The 21700-nt window shown below is 72.7% G+C and carries 19 protein-coding genes; 13 read left to right on the top strand and 6 right to left on the bottom strand.

Annotated features, from left to right (window positions below; translation table 11 throughout):
- Window positions 1-266 precede the first annotated feature (266 nt).
- Both ACIPXC_RS23045 and ACIPXC_RS23040 read left to right on the top strand, forming a co-directional pair.
- Entirely contained in the window at window positions 267-1526 is a 1260-nt protein-coding gene (locus ACIPXC_RS23045; protein ID WP_401621272.1) for a glycosyltransferase, read from the top strand.
- Window positions 1523-2749: a cytochrome P450 gene (locus ACIPXC_RS23040; RefSeq protein WP_401621269.1), complete on the top strand. Its 1227-nt coding sequence runs from the start codon at window positions 1523-1525 to the stop codon at window positions 2747-2749. Before ACIPXC_RS23045 ends, ACIPXC_RS23040 begins: the two co-directional genes overlap by 4 nt.
- Window positions 2750-3077: 328 nt before the next feature.
- Here ACIPXC_RS23040 and ACIPXC_RS23035 read toward each other — a convergent pair whose 3' ends face one another.
- Window positions 3078-5921, bottom strand: coding sequence for a LuxR C-terminal-related transcriptional regulator (locus tag ACIPXC_RS23035; RefSeq protein ID WP_401621266.1), 2844 nt, complete (start codon window positions 5919-5921; stop codon window positions 3078-3080).
- A gap of 764 nt (window positions 5922-6685) precedes the next feature.
- On the opposite strand from ACIPXC_RS23035, the gene ACIPXC_RS23030 reads away from it, so the two are divergent.
- Together ACIPXC_RS23030 and ACIPXC_RS23025 are read left to right on the top strand one after the other, a co-directional pair.
- Complete coding sequence (locus tag ACIPXC_RS23030; RefSeq protein WP_401621263.1) at window positions 6686-6811, top strand: hypothetical protein; 126 nt, start codon at window positions 6686-6688, stop codon at window positions 6809-6811.
- Window positions 6759-7073, top strand: coding sequence for a DDE-type integrase/transposase/recombinase (locus tag ACIPXC_RS23025; RefSeq protein WP_401621414.1), 315 nt, complete (start codon window positions 6759-6761; stop codon window positions 7071-7073). The genes ACIPXC_RS23030 and ACIPXC_RS23025 overlap by 53 nt, the downstream gene beginning before the upstream one ends.
- Window positions 7074-7505: 432 nt before the next feature.
- Here ACIPXC_RS23025 and ACIPXC_RS23020 read toward each other — a convergent pair whose 3' ends face one another.
- Together ACIPXC_RS23020 and ACIPXC_RS23015 are read right to left on the bottom strand one after the other, a co-directional pair.
- A complete protein-coding gene (locus ACIPXC_RS23020; protein ID WP_401621260.1) occupies window positions 7506-8384 on the bottom strand; it encodes an undecaprenyl-diphosphate phosphatase in 879 nt (292 codons plus the stop codon).
- A gap of 48 nt (window positions 8385-8432) precedes the next feature.
- A complete protein-coding gene (locus ACIPXC_RS23015) occupies window positions 8433-9161 on the bottom strand; it encodes a TVP38/TMEM64 family protein (protein WP_401621257.1) in 729 nt (242 codons plus the stop codon).
- Between the two features lie 49 nt (window positions 9162-9210).
- On the opposite strand from ACIPXC_RS23015, the gene ACIPXC_RS23010 reads away from it, so the two are divergent.
- The 4 genes from ACIPXC_RS23010 (at window position 9211) to ACIPXC_RS22995 (ending at window position 13221) form a co-directional block, all read left to right on the top strand.
- Window positions 9211-9930, top strand: coding sequence for a DNA alkylation repair protein (locus ACIPXC_RS23010; protein ID WP_401621255.1), 720 nt, complete (start codon window positions 9211-9213; stop codon window positions 9928-9930).
- Between the two features lie 264 nt (window positions 9931-10194).
- Entirely contained in the window at window positions 10195-11376 is a 1182-nt protein-coding gene (gene tuf, locus ACIPXC_RS23005) for an elongation factor Tu (protein ID WP_401621252.1), read from the top strand.
- A gap of 98 nt (window positions 11377-11474) precedes the next feature.
- Window positions 11475-12341: a patatin-like phospholipase family protein gene (locus tag ACIPXC_RS23000; protein WP_401621249.1), complete on the top strand. Its 867-nt coding sequence runs from the start codon at window positions 11475-11477 to the stop codon at window positions 12339-12341.
- A gap of 88 nt (window positions 12342-12429) precedes the next feature.
- Complete coding sequence (locus ACIPXC_RS22995) at window positions 12430-13221, top strand: spermidine synthase (protein ID WP_401621411.1); 792 nt, start codon at window positions 12430-12432, stop codon at window positions 13219-13221.
- Here the strand turns inward: ACIPXC_RS22995 and ACIPXC_RS22990 are convergent.
- Window positions 13208-14560 (bottom strand): MFS transporter, encoded by a 1353-nt coding sequence (locus ACIPXC_RS22990; RefSeq protein ID WP_401621246.1) that lies wholly within the window; start codon window positions 14558-14560, stop codon window positions 13208-13210. The two genes, ACIPXC_RS22995 and ACIPXC_RS22990, sit on opposite strands and share 14 nt — an antisense overlap.
- Window positions 14561-14635: 75 nt before the next feature.
- Window positions 14636-15709 carry a hypothetical protein gene (locus tag ACIPXC_RS22985; protein WP_401621244.1) on the bottom strand — a complete coding sequence of 358 codons (1074 nt, stop codon included), beginning with the start codon at window positions 15707-15709 and terminating at the stop codon, window positions 14636-14638.
- A gap of 95 nt (window positions 15710-15804) precedes the next feature.
- Here ACIPXC_RS22985 and ACIPXC_RS22980 point away from each other — a divergent pair, with 95 nt between their 5' ends.
- The 4 genes from ACIPXC_RS22980 (at window position 15805) to ACIPXC_RS22965 (ending at window position 20035) form a co-directional block, all read left to right on the top strand.
- Window positions 15805-16257, top strand: coding sequence for a DUF4442 domain-containing protein (locus ACIPXC_RS22980; RefSeq protein ID WP_189973593.1), 453 nt, complete (start codon window positions 15805-15807; stop codon window positions 16255-16257).
- A gap of 188 nt (window positions 16258-16445) precedes the next feature.
- Window positions 16446-16646 carry a DUF2191 domain-containing protein gene (locus ACIPXC_RS22975; RefSeq protein WP_401621241.1) on the top strand — a complete coding sequence of 67 codons (201 nt, stop codon included), beginning with the start codon at window positions 16446-16448 and terminating at the stop codon, window positions 16644-16646.
- Between the two features lie 115 nt (window positions 16647-16761).
- Window positions 16762-19293 (top strand): beta-glucosidase, encoded by a 2532-nt coding sequence (locus ACIPXC_RS22970; RefSeq protein WP_401621239.1) that lies wholly within the window; start codon window positions 16762-16764, stop codon window positions 19291-19293.
- A 58-nt stretch (window positions 19294-19351) separates the two neighbouring features.
- A complete protein-coding gene (locus ACIPXC_RS22965) occupies window positions 19352-20035 on the top strand; it encodes a DedA family protein (RefSeq protein WP_401621236.1) in 684 nt (227 codons plus the stop codon).
- Window positions 20036-20086: 51 nt separating this feature from the next.
- Here the strand turns inward: ACIPXC_RS22965 and ACIPXC_RS22960 are convergent, their stop codons facing one another.
- On the bottom strand, window positions 20087-20641 hold the full coding sequence (locus ACIPXC_RS22960) for a gamma carbonic anhydrase family protein (RefSeq protein WP_401621233.1): 555 nt from the start codon (window positions 20639-20641) through the stop codon (window positions 20087-20089).
- A gap of 154 nt (window positions 20642-20795) precedes the next feature.
- On the opposite strand from ACIPXC_RS22960, the gene ACIPXC_RS22955 reads away from it, so the two are divergent.
- Window positions 20796-21599, top strand: a complete 804-nt coding sequence (locus ACIPXC_RS22955; RefSeq protein ID WP_401621230.1) for an acyltransferase — start codon at window positions 20796-20798, stop codon at window positions 21597-21599.
- Window positions 21600-21700: the final 101 nt, after the last annotated feature.

Raw genomic sequence — 21700 nt, 5'->3', positions numbered from 1 at the left:
TTGATCACCGGATCGTGTGACCGATCAGGGCGCCGCGTCCACGGCAACCTGCGCGATCACGCAGGCTTTGCGCGCTGCGGTGTCCAGCACCCCAGGAGGGGCAATGCTGACGTGCGTCCGCCGGTCGGCCCGGCACCGCGAGGCACCCGGGCGGACCGGGCGAGCGGATGGGACGGCCGGCCGAAACGGCGGCAAAGAACCCGACGGAGGCGACGTTGACGCGAGTGTTGATCGCAACCACACCGGCACCGGGACACATCGTCAGCATGCTTGTGGTCGCACGGGAGCTGGTCCGGCGGGGGCACGAGGTGCGCTGGTACACCGGTCGTGCCTTCCAGCAGAAGGTGGAGCAGACCGGGGCGCACTTCGAACCCATGCGCGAGGAAATCGACTTCGGTGGCAAGAGCCGTCAGGAGGCCTTCCCCGAGCACGCCGGGCTGACCGGTGTCGCCAGCTTCAAGATCGGAATCCGGGACATCTTCTACCGGACGGCACCGGGCCAGCTGGATGACCTGCTGGCCGTGCTCCGGCGCTTCGATGCCGACTGCATACTCGCCGACGACATGTGCTACGGCGCGTGCTTCGCCGCCGAGCACACCGGCATCCCGCTGGCCTGGCTGAACAATTCGATCTACATCCTCGGCAGCAGGGACACCGCCCCGCTCGGCCGCGGCCTGTGCCCGAGCACAACTCGGCTCGGACGGGTGCGCAACACGATCCTCGGATTCCTCGGGGACCGGGTGGTGATGCGCGACCTGCGCGAGGAGGCCGACCGGACCCGGGCCCAGGTGAAACTGCCACGACTGCGCACCGGCGCCATGGAGAACATCGCCCGCCCGCCGGCCCTGTACCTGATGGGAACCGTGCCCTCGTTCGAGTTTCCGCGCAGCGACCTGCTGCCGGGAACCCACTTCGTCGGCGGGCTCTTCGGGCCCCCGCCGGACCACTTCGATCCGCCCGCCTGGTGGGCGGAACTGCACGGCGGGCGGCCGGTGGTGCTGCTCACCCAGGGCACCACCGCCAACGACGTCGAATGGCTGCTCGCCCCCGCCGTCCGGGCCCTGGCCGACCAAGACGTCCTCGTCGTGGTCACCACCGGAAGCTCCCTGGACGTCGACCTGTTGGAGCCGCTGCCGGACAATGTCCGCCTGGAGCGCTTCGTCCCGTACCACCACCTGCTTCCGCACGTGGACGTGATGGTGACCAATGGCGGCTACAACGGCGTCAACGCCGCCCTCGCCCAGGGCGTGCCGCTGGTCGTCGCGCCCCGCTCGGAGGAGAATCCCGATGTCGCCGCCAGGGTCGAATGGGCCGGGGCCGGTCTCGTCCTCGGACGGCGGGCCGTGTCGGAAACCGGTCTGCGCGAAGCGGTCACCACCGTGCTGCACGACGAGCGCTACCGACGGCGCGCCCGCGCACTCGCCGAGGAACACCGCAGCCGCGACGCCTCGCAGCGCGCCGCCGAACTCATCGAGTCCATGGCCCAGTCCCAGGGCCAGATCCCCACCGGAGGTGTCACACGATGAACGTCACGACGAAGACCGGCTTGGCACAAGCCCCCGAGACCACCATGCCCACGGACCCGGGCCCCTTCGACTGCATGCCCGACCTGCTGGCCGCCGCGCGCGTGGCACCCGTCATCCGGATCCCGTATCTCGAACACCACGCCTACGTCGTGTGCGATCCGGAGCTGGTACGGGTCGCGCTCACGCACCCCAAGCTGGAGAAGGACATCTCGCTGGTCCCCGAGTGGATGCGCAAGCCGGGCCTGATGGTGGGCTCGCAGCCGCCTCCTGAGTACGCCCGCGCCATGATCATGAGCGACGGCGAGAACCACGCGCGGATCCGGCGGCTGCACGCGCCGGTGCTGAGCCCGCGCAACACCGAGAGGTGGGGCGAGCGGGTCAGCGTCAAGGTCGACGGATTCCTGGACGAGCTGGAGAAGGCGTCCGCCGAGGGTTCCGTCGAAGTGAACGTGGTGACGGACTACACGCACCGGATTCCGCTGGCGTTCATCTCCGAGATGCTCGGCCTCCCGCTCGCGGCCGAGCGCGAACTGCGCAGCATCACCGACGTCATGCTCTACTCCTCCGACTACCCGGCCCGGACCGAGGCGGTCGGGGCGCTGTTCGGCGCGGTGGAGGGCTGGGTACGCGATCCGGCTCCGCTGCGCGACGGGGTGATCACGGGGCTGCTGGCCTCCTCCGACGGGCCGGACGCCGCGGTCTCCGAGGGCGAGGTCGTCGTCTGGACGGTCGGGATGATCATCACCGGCTACGAGACGACCGGGAGCCTGATCTCCGCAGCGATCTACGAGGCGCTCAGGCGTCCGCCGCAGGAGCGGCCGCACACCGAGGAGGACATCGCGGCATGGGTCGAGGAGACCCTGCGGGTGCACCCGCCGTTCCCGCATCCGACCTGGCGCTTCGCCACCGAGGACCTCGACCTCGGCGGGTACCTGATCCCCAAGGGCGCCGCCCTCCAGGTCAGCATCGCGGCGGCGAACCGGGAACCGGGCGAGGAGGCCGACAGTTTCGCCGCGGAGCGAAAGGGTCACGGCCACCTGACCTTCGGCCTCGGCATGCACTACTGCATCGGCGCCTCCCTGGTCCGGCTGGAGGCACAGCTCGCCCTGCGCGGATTCCTGCACCGCTTTCCGCAGGCACGGCTGAGCACCGCCACCGACGTCGAGTGGGAGTCGGAGTGGATGATCCGGCGGATGAGCGTCCTGCCGGCCGTACTCACCTGAAGGCGGGGCTCGCGCGGGAGCGGCCGCCGCGCGCAGCCCGGCGCCGAGGAAGTCCCGGCGCCGGGCATCCGCGAGGTCGGCGTCGTGGTGGGTGACTCGGCTTCCGAGATCGAGGCCGCGGTCGGAGACGGCGCACGGTTCGGCCCGGACGTCACCTGCCTCCCGCGGAAGGCATCGCCCGGCCTGGCCCACGCCGTGCTGATCTCCCGGGGCTGGAACCGACCAGCCCGTCCGCTCGACGCCCCAGGAGCCCCTGGCAGCGCGCCCTGCGGGTGCCCGACCGCACGGGCCACGACCGCCGCTACGGGTCTCCGGGGCGGGGCGGACGCTATGCCCTGATCCGGATCAGGGCCGTACGGGACCTGATTTCCAGCTTGCGGTAGACCTGCCGCAGATGGAATCCCACTGTGTGCGGTGAGATGAACAGATGACGTGCGGCCTGCTGGTTGGTGAGCCCGTCGGCCACCAGCTCTGCCACCTTCCGTTCCGTCTTGGTGAGGCTCTCCCAGCCGGACGCCGGGCGCTTCGTGTGCGTCCAGTGCCGGCGCCGTACACCGAGCTGACGCAGCCGTGCCCGCACGCGCGCCGCATCGTGCTCGCCGCCGAGCACGCCGTACTCGCCCATCGAACGCTCCAGTTCGGCGATCGCGCCCGTTCGGTCGCCGCGGTCGAGCAGGAGGACGCCGAGGTCCTCGGCCGCCGCGGCGCGCGCCCACGGGTTCCGGTGCAGCTGTCCCGCCCCGGCCAGGGCGTCCGCGTCCTTGTCGACGAGCGCGCGGGCGTGTGTGGCCGCGGCGAGGACCGCGGGAACACGCGGGTTGAGCACGCGGAGGCACTCCGCCGAGGCGGCCACCGTCCGGGCGACGTCCGGAAGATCCGCCGCGAGCGAGGCACGCACGCACCACGCGGCGGCGGCCGGATCCTCCAAGAGGAGTGCGCGGAGCGTGTCGGCCCGTGCCGCGATCCCCGACAGCACGTCCGCCACCGCCGCCATGTCCGCCTGGGCCTCGGTCAGCTGTGCGCTCAGCAGCAGGTGTGCGCCCTGCCAGGGGTTGGAGTCCTGCTGCGGGAAGTCCTGCTCCAGGGTCTTCACGTGCACCTCGGCCTGGCCGAGCGCCCCTTGGCGCAGCGCCACCGCGCCGAGCACCAGCCACGCCTGCGGGGCGAGCATCGGCACGCAGGGACCGTCCGTTCCGACCGCGTCCCTCGCGGCGGCCTCCGCCGCCTCCAGCCGGCCCCGGGCGAGCAGCAGCGGCGCCCGGAGCAGAGCGGGGGTGGCACCCGCCAGCGTCCTCGCCTCCGAGACGCCGGTCCGCACGGAGCACTGGATGACCGCGTCCGCCTCCTCGTACTCGTCGGTCCTGGTGAGCGCGAAGGCAAGGAACCAGCGCGGATCGAGAAGTTGTACGTCCTCTCCCCGGCGATCGAGCGCGACGGCCTCGCGCAGCGTCTGGACCGAATCGCCCACCTGGCCGTCGCGCCACTGACCGAGCGCGTGATGGGTCATCGCGGCCACCCGCACGGACTGCGCGTGCCGATCGGGGGAGCGCATGATCTTCTGCGCCCGCTCGACCGCGGTGCTGTCGCCGGTCAGGTAGGAGGCGGCGAGATGAGTGATGACGGCCTCGTGCTGCTGGGTTCCGGCCTCATGCCCGGCGAGCGCGTCGCGGGCGGACCGGCGGGCCGACCGGGTGTCTCCCATCAGCAGCAGCGCGGCCGCCATCGAGGCCTGCAGCGCGGCGATGCCGTGGGCGAACGCCGCGGGCGGGCGCGCTGCCGCGAATCCGATGCTCTCCTCGATGGTGTCCTTGGCCAGGGCGATCGCCCGGTCCAGATCGCCGGCCCTGGTGAGCGCCCCGACCGCCGTCTTCGCGAACCGCAGACGTTCGGCCTGCCCGGGGGACACGAGCGCCATGCAGCGGATCGCCAGCGTCGCCGCGGTCGACGGATCGACGGCCAACAGCCGCTGGGACCCCTCGGAGATGACGCGCAGCGCCTCCACGTCGCCGGGCTGGGCGATGTGCACCAGTTGAAGGGCGGCACGCTCGATGCCGTCGGGACGCGACAGCAGCATCTCCGCGGCCTGCCGGCGCAGCGCCGCGCGCACCGGAGGCGGCACCGAGTCGAGCAGCACCCGCCAGACCGGCTCGTCGCGGAACGAGAAGTCGCGCTCGCCGCAGACCAGCAGCCCCCGGGTGACCGCTTCGTCCACCACCGCCAGCAGGCCCACCGGCGCTTCGCCGAGCATGGCGGAGAGATCGTCCGGTGCGAACGGCGATCCGAGCACCGCCGCCAGCCGGAGAGCGGTCATGGTGGGCTCGGCGAGAGAGCTGAGATCCTCCCTGATCAAAGCGGAGAAACGTTTCGGCACCGGTGGTGGCACGCCCATGCTGTCCTCCGTCGAGGACTCCTGGGGCACGCTCGGCCGTAAGTGCGCGATGCCGTCGACGATATCGATGTCGTCGTCCTCGGCAAGACCGCGCACCAGCTCGATCACCGCACGCGGTACGCCGTTGAGGCATTCCGCCAGGGCGAGCAGCGCCGGGGCGGGAGCGGCTCCGGCGTAGTCGGCGACCAGGCGGGCCAACGCCTCGCCCCGGAGCGGAGCGAGCTCCGGCACCGGTTCCACCGGGAGCCGGCTCCGGAGCTTGGCGAAGTGGGACCTCAGCGGCTCGGGCGGCGTGGAACTCCGTTCCGAGGTGAAGGCGAGCAGCCACAGAATCGGGCGGTTCCGGCAGGCCACGACGAGGTCACCCAGCGCCTTGAGGGAGGAAGGGGGCACCAGATGGAGGTCGTCGAGCGTGACCAGGGTGCGGACGTCCTCAAGGTCGTTGCGCAGCCAGGTCTGCGCCGCCTCGATCACGGAGCAGGCATTGGGGTGCGGGAACGCCTGCTCGGCGGTGTCGGACGCGCGGGGACGGGTACCGGCGGACGCGGTCCCCGGAGCGGCACCGGAACCGGCCGCGGCGCCATGGACGACCGCGAAACCGTTCCGGAAGGCGGCGTTGACGGCTTCGGCCAGGAGGCGGGTCTTGCCCGCGCCGGGCCCTGCCCCCACCAGGAGGACCTGGCTCTGCCGGATGCCGGTGACGTCCTGCAGACTCGCGCCTATCCGAGCCAGCTGTTGCTCCCGGCCGCGGACCTCCGGCAACGATGGTGCGTGAGGACCCATGACGCTCCAGATCAGAATTTCGAGGGGGGCACGGAGACGACTGCGTTGCGCCGGACGGGGCGCATGACCCACCGATGCGGGTACCGCCGGGGAAAGATCCTGGCCCCCGAGGGGGAATGCCGGACCCTGCGGAACCGGGGTCCGGGGTCGCGGGGAGCGTGAGAACGTCGAGCGCGTGCGGGAGGAGGCGTGCGGCCCCCGGTGCGGCCGGGGGCCGGCTCGGCGTCGGGCTCGCGCGCAGGCCGCGGCGGGGCCGCCGCTCGTCTGGGCGAGGCCCCCCGCGCGTCCGACCGGGACCACCGCCCCGGTCTGTCGTACCGTTCGAGAGCATGTGATCCACCTCCCCGACCCTCACACAGCCCCGGCTCGGTCTTCGGGCGCCCTTCAGTCAGATCTCTTGACATGCTGTTGACGAATGGTCACCCTACGCCGCATTCATGTCGCAACTCAATAATGCATATGCCGAATGCAGGGTAAATGGCTTGATATCTGCTCCCTTGTCTGATGGCGGTCAGTAGATGGCTCCGATCCACATTTCGGGATCACCCAGCGTGTGAAGCTTCCCCCTTGATCGTGGAACCTGGAGACTGGGACGTGAAGGTTCCAGAGGAAGTAGTGCCAGGTGGGAGCAAGTACACGAAGCGGTAATCGGCGGAGTACCGGCGGGACGTGATCGCGCACGAGATCGCCGTGCTCCACATCGCGTCCCGCGAGACGTACGGGGGCCGCGGATCTACGCCGAGCTGCGGCGTCTGGGCCGAAGGGTGAACCGCAAGCGTGTCGCCCGGATCATGCGCCAGGCCGGCATCCGGTGTCACCCGCCGCAAGCGGCGCTCGCTGACCTGCCCGGACAAGAAGGCCCGGCCGGTCCCGGACCTGATTGGCCGTGACTTCCACGCCGAGACCCCTGGCACCAAGCTGGTTGGCGGCATCACCTACCTGCCCACCGCCGAGGGTTGGCTCTACCTCGTCTGCCGGCTGGACCTGGTCACCCGCGAGATCGTCGGCTACGCCATGGCCGACCACCACTGCGCCTCCCTCGTCACCGACGCCCTGAAGATGGCGCACGGCCGGGCCCGACTCCGCCCAGGATGCGTCATACACGGCGACCGCGGAAGCGAATACGCGTCAGCCGAATTCCGCCACAAGTAACGGAGTTGAATCTGAGGCAAAGTTGCGGACGCACCGGATCTTGCTTCGACAACGCCGACGCTGAGAGCTTCTGGGCGCTCCTCAAAGAAGAGATCGGCACCCGCCTCTGGCCCGCCGGGCCACCGACCGCGCCGAGGTCTTCGACTTCATCGAGACCTTTACAACCGCCGCCTGCGCAAGCACAAGACCTTCGGCTACCTCACCCCGGCCCGCACTGCCACGCGGAAGGGCCCGCACTGCCACGCGGAAGGGCCCGCACTGCCGTGCGGGCCCTTCCGCGCCATCCCCTACTTTGCGGATGCACGCGTCCTAGTGGGGTGTATCCCGCTCCCCGGTGGGAGGTGGGTGGGAGACAAGTGGGAGATGATCACGGCATGGTGCTGCATTCAGGCGCTAGGAAATGCTGGATGGCGCTACCTGTGCGGCCCTGGATCAGCTGCCCGATTCACCCGCGTGCGGGCTCAGCACGTCCGTGCCGATCAGCACGAACAGCAGGATGCCCAGCAGGATCCGGTAGATCACGAACGGCATGAAGCTCTTGGTGGTGATGAACTTCATGAACCACGCGATCACGGCGTAACCCACGAAGAAGGCGATGGCCGTCGCGAAGATCGTGGGACCCCAGGAGATGTGGCCCGGATCCTCCACCACGTCCTTGATCTCGAAGGCGCCCGAGGCCAGCACGGCCGGGATGGCGAGGAGGAAGGAGTAACGGGCCGCCGCCTCGCGGGTGAAGCCCAGCAGCAGACCGCCCGAGATCGTCGCGCCGGAGCGGGAGACACCCGGGATCAGCGCCATCGCCTGGCAGAAGCCGAAGATCAGGCCGTCCTTGACGCCCAGATGCTGGAGCGTCTTGCGCTCACGGACCGCCCGGTGGCGGCCACCCTCCTCGTCGCGCGCGGCCAGTCGGTCGGCGACACCCAGCACGATGCCCATCACGATGAGGGTCGTGGCCGTCAGCCGCAGGTCGCGGGCCGGACCGACGATCGCGTCCTTGAAGACGAGGCCGAGGATGCCGATCGGGAGCGATCCGACGATCACCAGCCAGCCCATCTTGGCGTCCTGTTCGGAGCGCAGGGCCTTCGTGTACAGGGACCGGAACCAGGTGGAGACGATCCGTGCGATGTCCTTGCGGAAGTAGATCAGCACGGCGGCCTCGGTGCCGATCTGGGTGATGGCCGTGAAGGCCGCTCCTGGGTCGTGCCAGCCGGCGAACGCCGCGGTCAGCCGCAGGTGGGCGCTGGAGGAGATCGGGAGGAACTCCGTAAGCCCCTGGACGAGACCGAGGATTAGGGATTCGAACCAGCTCATGTCGGGGTGCGCTCGTCCTTGTGATCGTCGGGCAGTTCGCCCCCGATGCTAGGGCCCGTGTGGAGCGCCGCTGACCACAGGGGGGTGCTGCGGCGTCAGTTCGTACGCCGGACCGTCGTTGCGAGGGGCTGCCAGACGGTGCCTTTTGCGCCAGCCGACGACTCCCGCGGCCACCACGGAGACCACGATGAAGCCGAACGAGACGAGGAAGGCGGGGGATCCGGGGGTGGACGCGCTGGCCCCGGCGATCACGTACGCCGTGGTGTTCGGGACCACGCCGAGCGCCGTCGCGAGCAGGAAGGGCGCCCACCCGCAGCGGGACACCGCGGCGGCGTAGTTGGCCACCACGAAGGGCACCCCGGGGAACAGCCGCACCGCCAGCATCGAGCGGAATCCGTGCCGGCTGAGCTGCCCGTCGGCCGCCGCCAGCAGCCGTCCGCGCAGGAACGGACGCAAAGCCTCCTGACCCATGACGCGGCCCAGCCCGAAGGCGATGCCCGCGCCCAGCACGGTGCCCCCGACCGCCGCGACGACGCCGAACTGCGTGCCGAAGACGGCTCCCGCGGCCAGGTTGAGCAGGGGGCGCGGGACGAACGCGGCCGAGCACACGCCGTACACGGCTGCGAACAGCACAACGGCCGCGCCCACCGGGAGACCGGGGGGCCAGCCCTCCGAGAGGATCCGCTGGGGCTCGTAGACCAGCACGCACGCGCCGGCCGCCGAGAGCAGCACGACGAGCAGCGCCAGCCGGGTCCACGGCGTGAGGAGGAGGGACATCCCGGGAGACTAGCCCAGGTATGCGGCACCGCGCCGTAATCTGGGCCTCATGCTGTCGAACGACGGACGACCCCCCGGGGTTCCCCGCAGCGACCTCGCGGACACCCTGCTGCAGCGGCTCACCGGGACGTACCCGGCCGCGGCCGATCCGGTGCGGGCCGAGGCCATGGGCGCCTACATGAAACACGTCGCCCCCTTCCTCGGCATCCCCGCGCCACTGCGCCGGGACCTGTCGAAGACAGTGACCAAGAACACTCCCCGGCCGTCGGAGACGGACTGCGTGGCACTCGCGCTGCGCTGCTGGCGGCTTCCGGAGCGGGAGTACCACTACTTCGCCGTGGACTACCTGCGCCGCCACGTCGCCCGGTGCTCCTCCGGCTCCCTCCCGGCCGTCCGGCACCTGATCACCACCGTCCCCTGGTGGGACACCGTCGACCTGCTCGCCGCGCACACCGTCGGCCCGCTGGTGGCCGCCGACCCGGACGCCCTGGGGCCCGTGATGGACGAGTGGATCGAGAGCGAGGACCGGTGGCTCGCCCGCACCGCCCTCCTCCACCAGCTCCGCCGCAAGGGGTCCACCGACACCGGTCGGCTCTTCGCCCACTGCCGCCGCCGGGCCGGCGACCCGGACTTCTTCCTCCGCAAAGCCATCGGCTGGGCCCTGCGCGAGTACGCCAGGACGGACCCCGACGCGGTGCGCGCCTTCGTCGACGCCGAACGCGACACCCTGTCCCCACTGTCCGTGCGCGAAGCGCTCAAGAACCTCTGACCGCCCGCCGGTCCGCCCGTTAAATCGTTCGACGCCCGCGGGACGGCACGGCAGGATCAGTGCCATGTCCCGGTACGCCTTCCCCGCAGCGCCGTCCGCAGTCGCGGACGCGCCGAAGGCTGCCGCGTTCGCGGACGCACCCGTCTTCGCCGCATTCGACGGCGCACGAAGCTGACCCTTCCCGGATCGTCCGGCGGGCCCCGCAGGGGGAGGGTCGGCTCGGTTCAGGGGTCCCGTCCACGCTTCGAGCAACGGGAAGAGATCATGGCCAAGACGGCCTTCGTGCGGACCAAGCCGCACCTCAACATCGGCACCATGGGCCACGTCGACCACGGCAAGACCACCCTCACCGCCGCCATCACCAAGGTCCTCGCCGAGCGCGGGGGCGCCTCCTTCGTGCCCTTCGACCGCATCGACCGGGCCCCCGAGGAGGCCCGCCGCGGCATCACCATCAACCTCACGCACGTCGAGTACGAGACCGACACCCGCCACTACGCCCATGTCGACATGCCCGGTCACGCGGACTACATCAAGAACATGGTCACCGGGGCCGCGCAGCTCGACGGCGCGATCCTCGTCGTCTCCGCGCTCGACGGGGTCATGCCACAGACCGCCGAGCACGTGCTCCTTGCGCGCCAGGTCGGCGTCGACCACGTCGTGGTCGCGCTCAACAAGGCGGACGCCGGGGACCCCGAGCTGACCGACCTGGTCGAGCTGGAGGTCCGTGAGCTGCTCACCGCGCACGGCTACGGTGGTGACGCCGCACCCGTCGTACGGGTCTCCGGGCTCCGGGCGCTGGAGGGCGACCCGCGGTGGACCGGGGCGATCGAGGCGCTGCTCGACGCCGTGGACACCTACGTGCCGACGCCCGTGCGGTACACGCGGGCGCCGTTCCTGCTGCCCGTCGAGAACGTGCTGACGATCACCGGCCGCGGGACGGTCGTGACCGGGGCCGTCGAGCGCGGCGGTGTGCGCCCCGGCGACCGCGTCACCGTCCTCGGCGGTGACGGCGAGCCGCTCGAGACGGTCGTCACCGGCCTGGAGACCTTCGGCAAGCCGATGGAGTCCGCCGAGGCGGGGGACAACGTCGCGCTGCTGCTGCGCGGGGTGCCCCGCGACGGCGTGCGCCGCGGGCACGTGGTGGCCGCCCCCGGCAGCGTGACGCCCAAGCGGCGCTTCACCGCGCAGGTGTACCTGCTCTCCGGACGCGAGGGAGGCCGTACGACCCCGGTGGCCAGCGGCTACCGGCCGCAGTTCTACATCCGCACCGCCGACGTGGTGGGAGACGTGGACCTGGGGGCCGCGGGCGTCGCCCGGCCCGGTGAGACGATCACGATGACCGTCGAGCTCGGACGGGACGTCCCGCTGGAGGCGGGGCTCGGCTTCGCCGTCCGGGAGGGCGGACGGACCGTCGGCGCCGGGACGGTGACGGCCGTCCTGGGCTGACCCGCCCGATCGGACCCCGCTGTGGTGACGGCAGGACGGCTGCGCCAGACTGCCGTCACCACAGGCACGCGCGGACACGACACAGGGGGCGGGCGGAGATGGGTGACACGGCACTGGTGCTCGGCGGCGGCGGACTGACCGGCATCGGCTGGGAGTGCGGCGTCCTCTACGGGCTCGCCCGCGCGGGCGTGGACCTCACCACCGCGGACCTGGTCGTCGGCACCTCGGCCGGTTCGGTGGTCGGCGCGCAGCTCACCTCCGGCCGGTTCAGCCCCCAGGAGCTGTACGAACGCCAGCTCGGCGACGCGGCGGGGGAGGCCGTCGCGAAGCTGGGAGCGGGCGTCATCGCCCGGTACGCACTGGCGATGGCGCGCTCGGGCCGCGACGCGGCCGCCTACCGCCGCCGGGTGGGGGCGATGGCCCTGGCCGCGGACACCGGCCCCGAGGCGGAGCGCCGCAAGGTGCTGGCGGCCCGGCTGGTCTCGCACGAGTGGCCCGAGCGGCGGCTCGTGGTCACCGCGGTGGACGCGCTCAACGGTGAGCTCAAGGCGTTCGACCGGGAGAGCGGCAGCGGGCTGGTCGACGCCGTGGCGGCGAGCTGCGCCGTGCCCGGGGTGTGGCCCCCGGTCACGGTCGGCGAACGCCGTTTCATCGACGGGGGCATCCGCTCCGCCACCAACGCCGACCTGGCCGCCGGCCATGCGCGCGTGGTGATCATCGCCCCCATCGCACTCGGCTCGGGGCTCGTCCCCGCACCGGCCGCGCAGGCGGCCCGGCTGCGCGAGGCGGGGGCGAAGGTGCTGCTCATCACCCCGTCGGCCACGGCCCGCAAGGCCTTCGGGCGCAACGTCCTGGACCCGGCCCGGCGGGACCCGGCGGCCCGCGCCGGCCTGGCCCAGGCCGCGGAGCACGTCGCCGACGCGGCGGCCGTCTGGTCGGACGGCAGGGACCGAGGCCCCCGATGAGTCCTCCCGGGGCCTGCCGGACAATGGAGCGGTGAGCGACGAACGGATCCCGGTGATACGGGACGTGGGCCAGGGCACCGCCAAGCTGATGCCGGACGTCGACGGGGAACGGGCCTGGCTGCTCACCGTCGACGGGGCACCGCAGTCCTACGTGGACCTGGACGATCCGCAGCACCTGGAGTTCGAGTACGTACGCCGTCTCGCGCACGTCCTGGACTGCGCGGCGGAGCCGGGGCTCCCGCTGGACCTCCTGCACCTGGGCGGCGGAGCGCTCACCCTGCCCCGCTACGCCGCGGCCACCCGGCCCGGAGCCCGGCAGTCGGTGGTGGAGTTCGACGCCGGCCTGGTCGAGCTGGTGACCGAGCACCTGCCGCTGCCCGACGGGTCCGGGATCACCGTGCACACCGCCGACGCCCGGGCCTGGCTGGAGGCGGCGCCGACGGGAAGCGCCGACGTGGTGGTGGCCGACGTGTTCGGCGGCTCGCGGGTACCCGCCCAGCTGACCTCGCTGGAGTACGCGCGGGAGGCGGCCAGGGTGCTGCGGCCCGGCGGGCTGTACGCGGCGAACCTGGCGGACGGGGCGCCCTTCGACTTCCTGCGCACGCAGCTGGCCAACTTCGCCACCGCCTTCGCGGAGCTCGCGCTCGTCGCCGAACCGGCGGTGCTGCGGGGGCGGCGCTTCGGGAACGCCGTGCTGCTCGCCTCCGACGCGCCCCTGGAGGTGGGCGCCCTGGCCCGGAGGTGCGCCTCCGACGCCTTTCCTGCCCGGGTGGAGTACGGCGACGGTCTGGCCCGCTTCGTCAGGGGCGCCGCGCCCGTCACCGACGCGGACGCGGCCCCCTCGCCGGCTCCGCCGGAAGGTGCGTTCAGCCTGGGGTGAGGCTGGACGGGGCGGCGGCCGCGGGGGCGTCGGAGTCCGGGTCGACGGCCGTGTCGGCGACAGGACCTCCGCTCGGGTGGACCGGCGGCCTGCGCGTCATGCGCCGCACGTCCGGGACCAGCAGGACCAGGGCGGTGACCAGGACGACCAGGCCCGCGCAGCCCCACAGGGCCTCGGTGCGGCCGAAGGCCGATTCGACCGGCCCGGCCAGGGCGGTGGCCAGCGGGAGCATCGAGACCGAGCCGAACCAGTCGTAGGCGGAGACCCGGGAGAACTTCTCCTCGGGAATCTCCTGGTGCATCGTCGTCATCCAGTTCACGCCGAAGACCTCGATCGCGGCTCCGCTGACGAACATCACCGCGCACAGCCCCCACACCGGCAGCGGTACAGCCAGTCCGGCCGACGGCAGCGCCAGCGGGAACACGCACAGCGTGCCGACCAGCAGCAGCCGCCGGGGCTTCCACACCATCATCAGGACGGCCCCGGCGATGGTGCCGGCCCCGAACAGGCCGAGGGCCAGTCCCCAGGGCGCCGGTCCGCCCAGCCGGTCCCGGGCGACCAGCGGGCCGTAGACCGCCTCCGCGGCGCCGACGACGGCGACGACCACGGAGAACTGCAGCACGATGCTCCACAGCCAGGGCCGGGTGTGGAATTCCACCCAGCCCTCCCGCAGGTCGGCCAGCAGGCCCCCGCCGGGAGCCCGGTCGGGCGCGCGGCTGACATCGAGGAAGGCGCGCATGGCCCCGGCGATCGCGAACGCCGCGGCGTCGACGGCCAGCACCCAGCCCGGGCCCATCGCGGCGATCATCGCTCCGCCGAGGGCCGCTCCGCCGATGCCGGCGCCGTTCATGGCCATGCGGAAGAGGGCGAAGGCGCGGTTGGCGTGTTCGCCGGAGACCGTGGAGAGCAGCAGGCCCTCGGCCGCCGGGTTGAAGAAGGCCGTACCGGTGCCGCACAGGGCCGTCAGCAGCATCATCTGCCACAGCTGCGGGTCGCCGGTGAGGACGAGCAGCGCGAAGACGGCCTGCGAGACGCAGTTCAGGGCGTTGGCGGCGACCATCACGCGATGGCGCGGCAGCCGGTCGGCCACGGCGCCGCCGACGAGGAGGAAGAGGACGAGGGGCAGGGTGCGGGCGGCCGCGACCAGGCCCACGTCGCCGCCCGAACCGCCGGCTTCCATGACGGCGAAGGCGGAGGCGATGAGCGCCCCGTGACTGCCCAGGTTGGTGATCACCGCCGCACCCGTGAGCAGGGTGTAGTTGCGGCCGGCCCACGTCGGCCGGGCGGGGCGGGTGCGGGGCGCGGGCGTGTGGTGCGGTGTGCCGGGGGGAGAACTCACCTCCGGACTATCCCCGCCCCGGGCCCGGAATCCAAACGGAACACCGGGCCGGGCCGGGGCGGGTTCAGCCGGAGGTCATCCGTTGGCGAGCCGGATCGAGCCGAGGATCTTGTCGGAGATCTCCGTCGAGACCTCTTCCTTCACACCGGCCGCGGAAACCAGGGCGAAGCTGGCGAAGTCGCCAGCGGCGTTCCTGAAGGCGAAGCCGACCGCCTTGCCGTCGGTGGAGCACTTGTGCTCCTTCTTCACGTTCGGGGCGGTCGCGACCACCATGTGGCCCTTGATGCCGGAGGAGGTCGTGAACTCCTTGGGCTCGGTCACCTTGACCGTTCCCTTGGGCTCCTTCTGCGCGAAGCCCGCCCACACCCATGTGCCGGTGTTGTCGGTCGCGGCCTGCGCGGTGTCCTTGGCGCCCTGGGCCCCCTTGACGCCGGTGTCCGCGATCGAGAACTTCTCGAGGTTGCCGTCGGCGTTCTTGTCGACCGTGCACCACTCCCGCTTGAGGGTGGCGGTGCCGGACATCGTGATGACGGGATTGCCGTCGTTCTTGACCTCGTCCTCGTAGAAGAGGGAGACGCCGGGGTCGTTGACGTTCCACTCCGGGGGCACGTCGTAGGCCACGTTGTACTTCGTGTTGACGACGGCCTTCCAGCCCGGGACGACGGGCTGCATGGCGCCGCCGGCCCGCGGGTTCGCGGTGCTGCCCGCCGGGGCGGGCGCCTCGACCGGGGCGGAGGAGCTCGCGGCCGGCGGCTTGTCGTTGGCCTCGGTGTTCTTGTCGTCCCGGGTCAGGACGTACGTGCCGGTCGCGGCGGCCGCCACGACGACCGCGGCGGCCGCGACGATGGCCACGGTCCTGGTCGAGTACGGGCTCCCGCCGGAGGGCTGGGGCTGCTGGGGTGCCTGGGGCGGACCCCAGGACTGGCCCGGGGCGCCCGGCTGCTGATACCCCGGTTGCTGCGGGTAGCCGGGCTGCTGCGGGTAGCCGGGCTGCTGCTGGTAGCCGGGCTGCTGCGGGTATCCGTAACCCGGCTGCTGCTGGTACGGGTTCGGCTGAGCCGGCTGTCCCGGCGGCTGCGCGTACGGGTTCTGATGCGCGTCCTGGGGGTTCTGCTCGCCCCCGGGCGGCTGCTGCTGTCCTGGCCACATGGCCGGTAACGATAGTGGGAGCGGTCGGGGGGAGCCACGGCCGCCCCTGGGGAGCTCTGGCCAATCCTGTCTACTCGCGGGTAACATCGCGGTCCATGAGCGCAGATCAGATGAACGTGGGCGAACTGCTCGCCGCGACCGTGCCCATGGCCCGGACCCTGAACCTCCAGTTCCTGGAGACCACCCCCGAGCGCGCGGTCGTCCGGCTCCCGGACCAGCCCGACTACCACAACCACGTCGGCGGCCCGCACGCCGGCGCCATGTTCACCCTTGCCGAGTCCGCGAGCGGCGCGATCGTCCTGGCCGCTTTCGGCGACCAGCTCTCCCGGGCCGTGCCCCTCGCCGTGAAGGCCGAGATCGGCTACAAGAAGCTCGCCAAGGGCGTCGTCACCGCCACCGCCACCCTCGGCCGCCCGGCCGCCGAGGTCGTGGCCGAACTCGACGCGGGCGGCCGCCCCGAGTTCCCGGTCACCATCGCCATCCAGCGCGAGGACGAGGCCGTGACCGGCGAGATGACCGTCGTCTGGACCCTGCGCCCCAACGCCTGACGCCCGGCCCGGAACGTGCCCGCCGCCCCGTGGGGCGGCGGGCACGTCCTGTTCCCCGGGCACCGTACGTGGCGTGCCCCGCTCCGCGCCCGGGTACGCGGGCCTGCCGTCGGACCGGCCGAGCCCGTACGGGACTGCATCGCGCGCGAACGGTCCAGAGTCCTCGCACGACGATGGAGGGGGTACCCGTGGCCAAGATCGACATCAGCCTCGACGCCGAACTCGTGGTGAAGGTGATGGTGCTCGCCGGGGTCGGCTCCCCGCAGGACGCGGTGGAGGCCGTCGTACGGGACTACATCGCGCGCGGACACCGCACCGAGGCGCGCGTCCGGAGCCAGGACGAGCCGCGGCGCGCCAACGACAGCCTGCCGCCCCTGCCGGAGGGCTGAACCTGGACGCCCCCGGTGGCGCGTCTCGGCCGGGCCCACGCCCCCACGGCGCACAGTGGCCCGGGGAGCGGTCCGGCGCGGGCCGCTCCCGCCGACCGCGTCGCAGGGAGCACCCATGAGCCAGGACGTGTCCAGACGTTCGGCGATGCGGCTGATCACGACGGTGGGCACGACGGCCGGGGCCCTCGGAGCCGCCGGCTGCGTCCCGGCCGTGCCGCCGCCGGGCGCCGTCCCGCGCGGGCCGGCGCCCGGTGCGCCGGACGCACCCGTCGCCGGGAGCGGGACCGGTACGGGGGGAGCCGCCCGGATCGACACGCTCGTGCAGCGGCTCACCCTCGAAGAGAAGACCGCCCTCCTGCACGGGGCCCCCGACCCCGCCTCCCGGGGGCAGGCCGGCTACGTGCCCGGCGTACCGCGGCTGGGCATCCCGGCCCTGCGCCTCGCCGACGGGCCCGCCGGGGTACGGGTGGACCGGCCCGCCACCGCACTCCCCGCACCGGTGCTCCTCGCCTCCGCCTTCGACCCGGCGCTGGCGCGCGAGTACGGGCGCGTCATCGGCCGCGAGGGCCGCGCCCTCGGCCAGGACGTCGTGCTGGCCCCCATGGCCAACCTCATCCGCACCCCCTACGCCGGCCGGAACTTCGAGACCTTCGCCGAGGACCCGCGCCTGACCGCGGACCTGGTCGGCGAGCTGGTCCGCGGGATCCAGGACGAGGGACTCATCGCCACCGTCAAGCACTTCGCCCTCCACCACCAGGAACAGGGCCGTGACACGGTCGATGTGACCGTCGGCGAACAGACCCTGCGCGAGACCGAGCTGCGGGGCTTCGAGGCCGCCGTCACCGCCGGCGCGGGCGTCGTGATGGGCGCCTCCCGCAAGGTCAACGGCGTCCACGCCTGCGAGAGCGGACCGCTGCTCGACGAACTGCTGCGCGGGAGCTGGGGGTTCGACGGCTGGGTGGTCTCCGACCGGGGTGCCGCCCACAGCACCGTCGCCGCCGTCCGGGCCGGCCTCGACATGGAGATGCCCGGCGGCACCCACTTCGGCCGTCCGCTGCGCGAGGCCGTCCGCGGCGGATCCGTACCGGAGGCGGCCGTGGACCAGGCCGTACACCGGATCCTGACCACCATGGACCGCTTCGGGCTGCTGTCCGCCCGGCAGCCCGCCCGGCCCCCGCGCGACGCGGCGGCCGGAGCCCGGGTCGCCCGCAAGGTGGCCACCGCCGGGGCGGTGCTGCTGCGCAACGAGCGCGGCACCCTGCCGCTGACCGGGGCGGCGGCCCGCTCGATCGCGGTGATCGGCCCCACCGCCGTGGTGCCGTTCACCGGTGGCGGGGGCAGCTCGCACGTGGTCCCCGACGGTGCGACCGCCCCGCTCACCGCCATCCGGCGGCGGGCCGGGAAGGGCGCGGCCGTGCGCCACGCCCTCGGCGAGGACCTGTACGGGCGGCCGCTCCCGGCCGAGCTGCTCACCCCGGCGGCGGACCTGGAGGACCGGGCGGTCGGACCCGGGCGGACCTGGACGTACGAGGGGGAGTTCCGCCTCGCGGCGGACGACGAATGGACCCTCCTTCTCCACTACACCGGGAAGCGGCCCGTCGTCCGCCTCGACGGGGCGGAACTCTTCCCCGTCAGGCAGGGCACGGCCGAGCACCATGAGGGCGGACTGCTCGGCTCCGCCCCCGACGGCATGGCCGTGGGCCGCCGCACCCTCGCGGTCAAGGCGGGCACCCACCGGCTCGCCGTGACCGCCGACGGCGGTGACAAGGGCCAGCGCCTGCGGCTGCGTCACATCACCGGGGCGATCCGGGCCGCGGACCTCGCCGAGGCCGTGCGGACCGCGAAAGCCGCCCGCAGCGTGGTCCTGTTCGCCCACGAGGACTCCACCGAGGGCCGGGACCGGACCTCCCTGGCCCTCCCCGGCGGACAGGAGCGCCTGATCGAGGCCGTGGCCGCCGCGAACCCCCGTACGGCGGTCGTGCTGAACACCCCCTCCGGTACGACGATGCCGTGGCTCCCCCGTACCGGAGCGGTCCTCCAGATGTACTACCCGGGTCAGGAGGGCGCCGGAGCCACCGCCGACGTCCTCTTCGGCGACGTGGACCCCGGGGGCCGCCTCACCCAGACCTTCCCGGCCGACGAGCGCAGGACCCCGGTCGGCGCGGACCGCTCGCGCTACCCGGGGGTGGGCGGCAGGCAGGACTACGCCGAGGGCGTCCACGTGGGCCACCGCTGGTACGACGCCAAGGGAGAGACCCCGCTCTTCCCCTTCGGCCACGGCCTGTCGTACACGACCTGGCAGTACGAGAGGCTCACGGTCCGGCCGCAGCGCGGCGGGCTGCGCGTGGAGTTCACCGTCCGCAACACCGGCCGGCGCAAGGGCACCGAAGTGGCCCAGGTGTACGTGGGTCCCTCCGAGGAGCTCCGGCTCGACCAGCCGGTGCGCGCGCTCGCCGGCTACCGGCGGATCACCCTGGCGCCGGGTGCGGCGCAGCGCGTCACCGTCGACATCGACACCCGGACGCTGTCGTCCTGGGACCCGGACAAGCACGCCTGGGTGCTGGGCCCCGGCCGCCGCGAGGTGTTCGTGGGCCGTTCCTCGCGCGAACTGACTCTGAGGTCAAAGGTGGTGCCGGCGAGCCGATAGGCTGCCCGTTCGACGTGTCACAGGGGGCGCGCCGAGGACGATTCGGGAGGACGAACCGGTGCACATCCAGGAATGGCTGGAGACGATTCCGGCGGTCAGCATCTACCTCCTGGTGGGTCTGGTCATCGGCCTGGAGAGCCTCGGCATCCCGCTGCCCGGCGAGATCATCCTGGTCAGCTCCGCACTGCTGGCCTCGCAGCACGGTGAGGTCGACCCCGTCGTCCTGGGGCTGTGCGCCATCACCGGTGCGATCGTGGGCGACTCGATCGGCTACGCCATCGGGCGCAGGGGCGGCAAGCCGCTCCTGGAGCGGCTGGGTCGGCGCTTCCCGAAGCACTTCGGGCCCCAGCAGGTCGCGCTGGCGGAACGCTCCTTCGAGAAGTGGGGCATGTGGGCCGTCTTCTTCGGCCGGTTCGTGGCACTGCTGCGGATCTTCGCCGGGCCGCTGGCCGGCGTGCTGCACATGCCGTACTGGCGCTTCCTCGTCGCCAACGTCCTCGGCGGGATCCTCTGGGCGGGCGGGACCACCGCCGTCATCTACTCGGTCGGCATCGTCGCGGAGCCGTGGCTGAAGCGGTTCTCCTGGCTGGCCCTGGGCCTCGCCGTGGCGTTCGGCCTCGTCGTGACCCTGGTGGTGCGCAGCCGGATGAAGAAGGCGGCCGAGGCCGCCGGCGCGGCGGGCACGGCCGACGCGGACATCCCCGCGCAGCCGGCGGCCGCCCGCGCCACCGTCGGCGAGTGACGGCGGCGCGCCCGGGCCCGGCGGAACGGCTTCCCGCGCGGCCCGGGATTTCTAGCCCTCGGGGCTGACCGAGGCGCGGTGCTGCTTGGCCAGCTCCACGTACATCAGGGCGTTGACCTTGATGCCCTCGCGCTCCTCGTCGGTCAGCTCGCGGCGCACCTTCGCGGGGACGCCGGCCACGAGCGAGCCGGGCGGGACGACCATGCCCTGGGGGACCAGCGCCTGCGCGGCGACCAGGGAACCGGCGCCGATCACCGCGCCGTTCAGGATGGTGGCGCCCATGCCGATCAGGCAGTCGTCCTCGACCGTGCAGCCGTGCACGACGGCGTTGTGGCCGATGGAGACTCGCTCGCCGACCGACACGGGGAAGCCCGGGTCGACGTGGAGCGTGCAGTTGTCCTGCACGTTGCTGTCGGCGCCGAGCGTGATCGGGCCGCAGTCGGCGCGCAGCACCGCCGAGTACCAGATGCTGGCGCCGGCGGCGAGGGTGACGTCGCCGACCGCGACCGAGGTGGGCGCGGTGAAGGCCGTGGGGTCGATGTCCGGGGTCTTGCCGCCGACACCCGCCACGAGTGCCTGTGCCGCCTGGGCCGCCTGGTCCGTCATGTTTCTCTTCCTCTGCCGTCCGTCGTTCGTGGTCCGTCGTCCTGGTGCCGCGCCAACAGCACGGTAGGGCACACGGCCCACCGCGCCCGCGATGGGGTGAAGATCACAGGACCGCCGTCCGGACGACCGGGGCCCGGCGCACTACCGTGGCCGGGTGCCGAAGAAACAGAACACGTTCTCATCTGTGGCGGCCCTGCGCCGCAGGCTGGCGAGCCGCGTGGTCCACACCGGCTGGCGCTGGATGCAGCAGGCCGGCGCGGTGACCGCGCAGACTCCGGGCCGGCTGCGGTTCGGCGCGATCGGGGACGGCACCCGGCTCGCCTTCCCGCAGGGCACGGTCTTCGGCGAGCGGTGGATCCGGCTCGGCGGGCACTGCATCATCGGCGAGCAGGTCACCCTCACCGCCGGCATGATGCCCGGCCTCGACCTGGGCACGGAACCGATGCTGCTGCTCGGCGACGGGGTCGTCATCGGGCGGGACAGCCACGTCATCGCCGACGCCCGCATCGAGATCGGTTCGAACACCTTCTGCGGTCCCGGCGTCTACATCACGTCCACGAACCACAGCTACGACGATCCGCACGAGCCCATCGGCCGGCAGTGGCCGCGCAGCGCGCCGGTGGAGATCGGCCCCGGATGCTGGCTCGGCACGGGCGCGGTGATCCTGCCGGGCGCGCGGCTGGGCCGCAACGTGGTGGTGGCCGCAGGTTCCGTCGTACGGGGCGAGGTGCCCGACCACGCCGTGGTGGCGGGGGCGCCGGCGCGCATCGTACGGCGCTGGACGCCGGAGACGGGGTGGCAGCCGCCGCTGCGGACCCCGGCACCCGTACCGATCCCCGACGGGACGACCCCGGAGCAACTGCGGGTGCTGGCCGAGCTCACCGAGGCCGAGCTGGCCGAGGTCGAGCGCGCGGAGGCCGGGCTTGCGGAGGCGGCGCTCGCCGAGGCGGAGAAGTAGGGCGCCGCGGGGAGCCGGAGCTGCTCAGCCGGCGGCCGGCAGGACCGTTCCGGCGAGGGCCAGGCCGGCGCCCGCCGCCTGTTGAGAGGCTTACCGCACGG

The sequence above is a fragment of the Streptomyces sp. NPDC090021 genome, from assembly GCF_044748225.1.
Taxonomy (GTDB): Bacteria; Actinomycetota; Actinomycetes; order Streptomycetales; family Streptomycetaceae; genus Streptomyces.
Note: the sequence above shows the minus strand (reverse complement) of the source record. Positions and strands in the feature narration are given on the sequence as shown.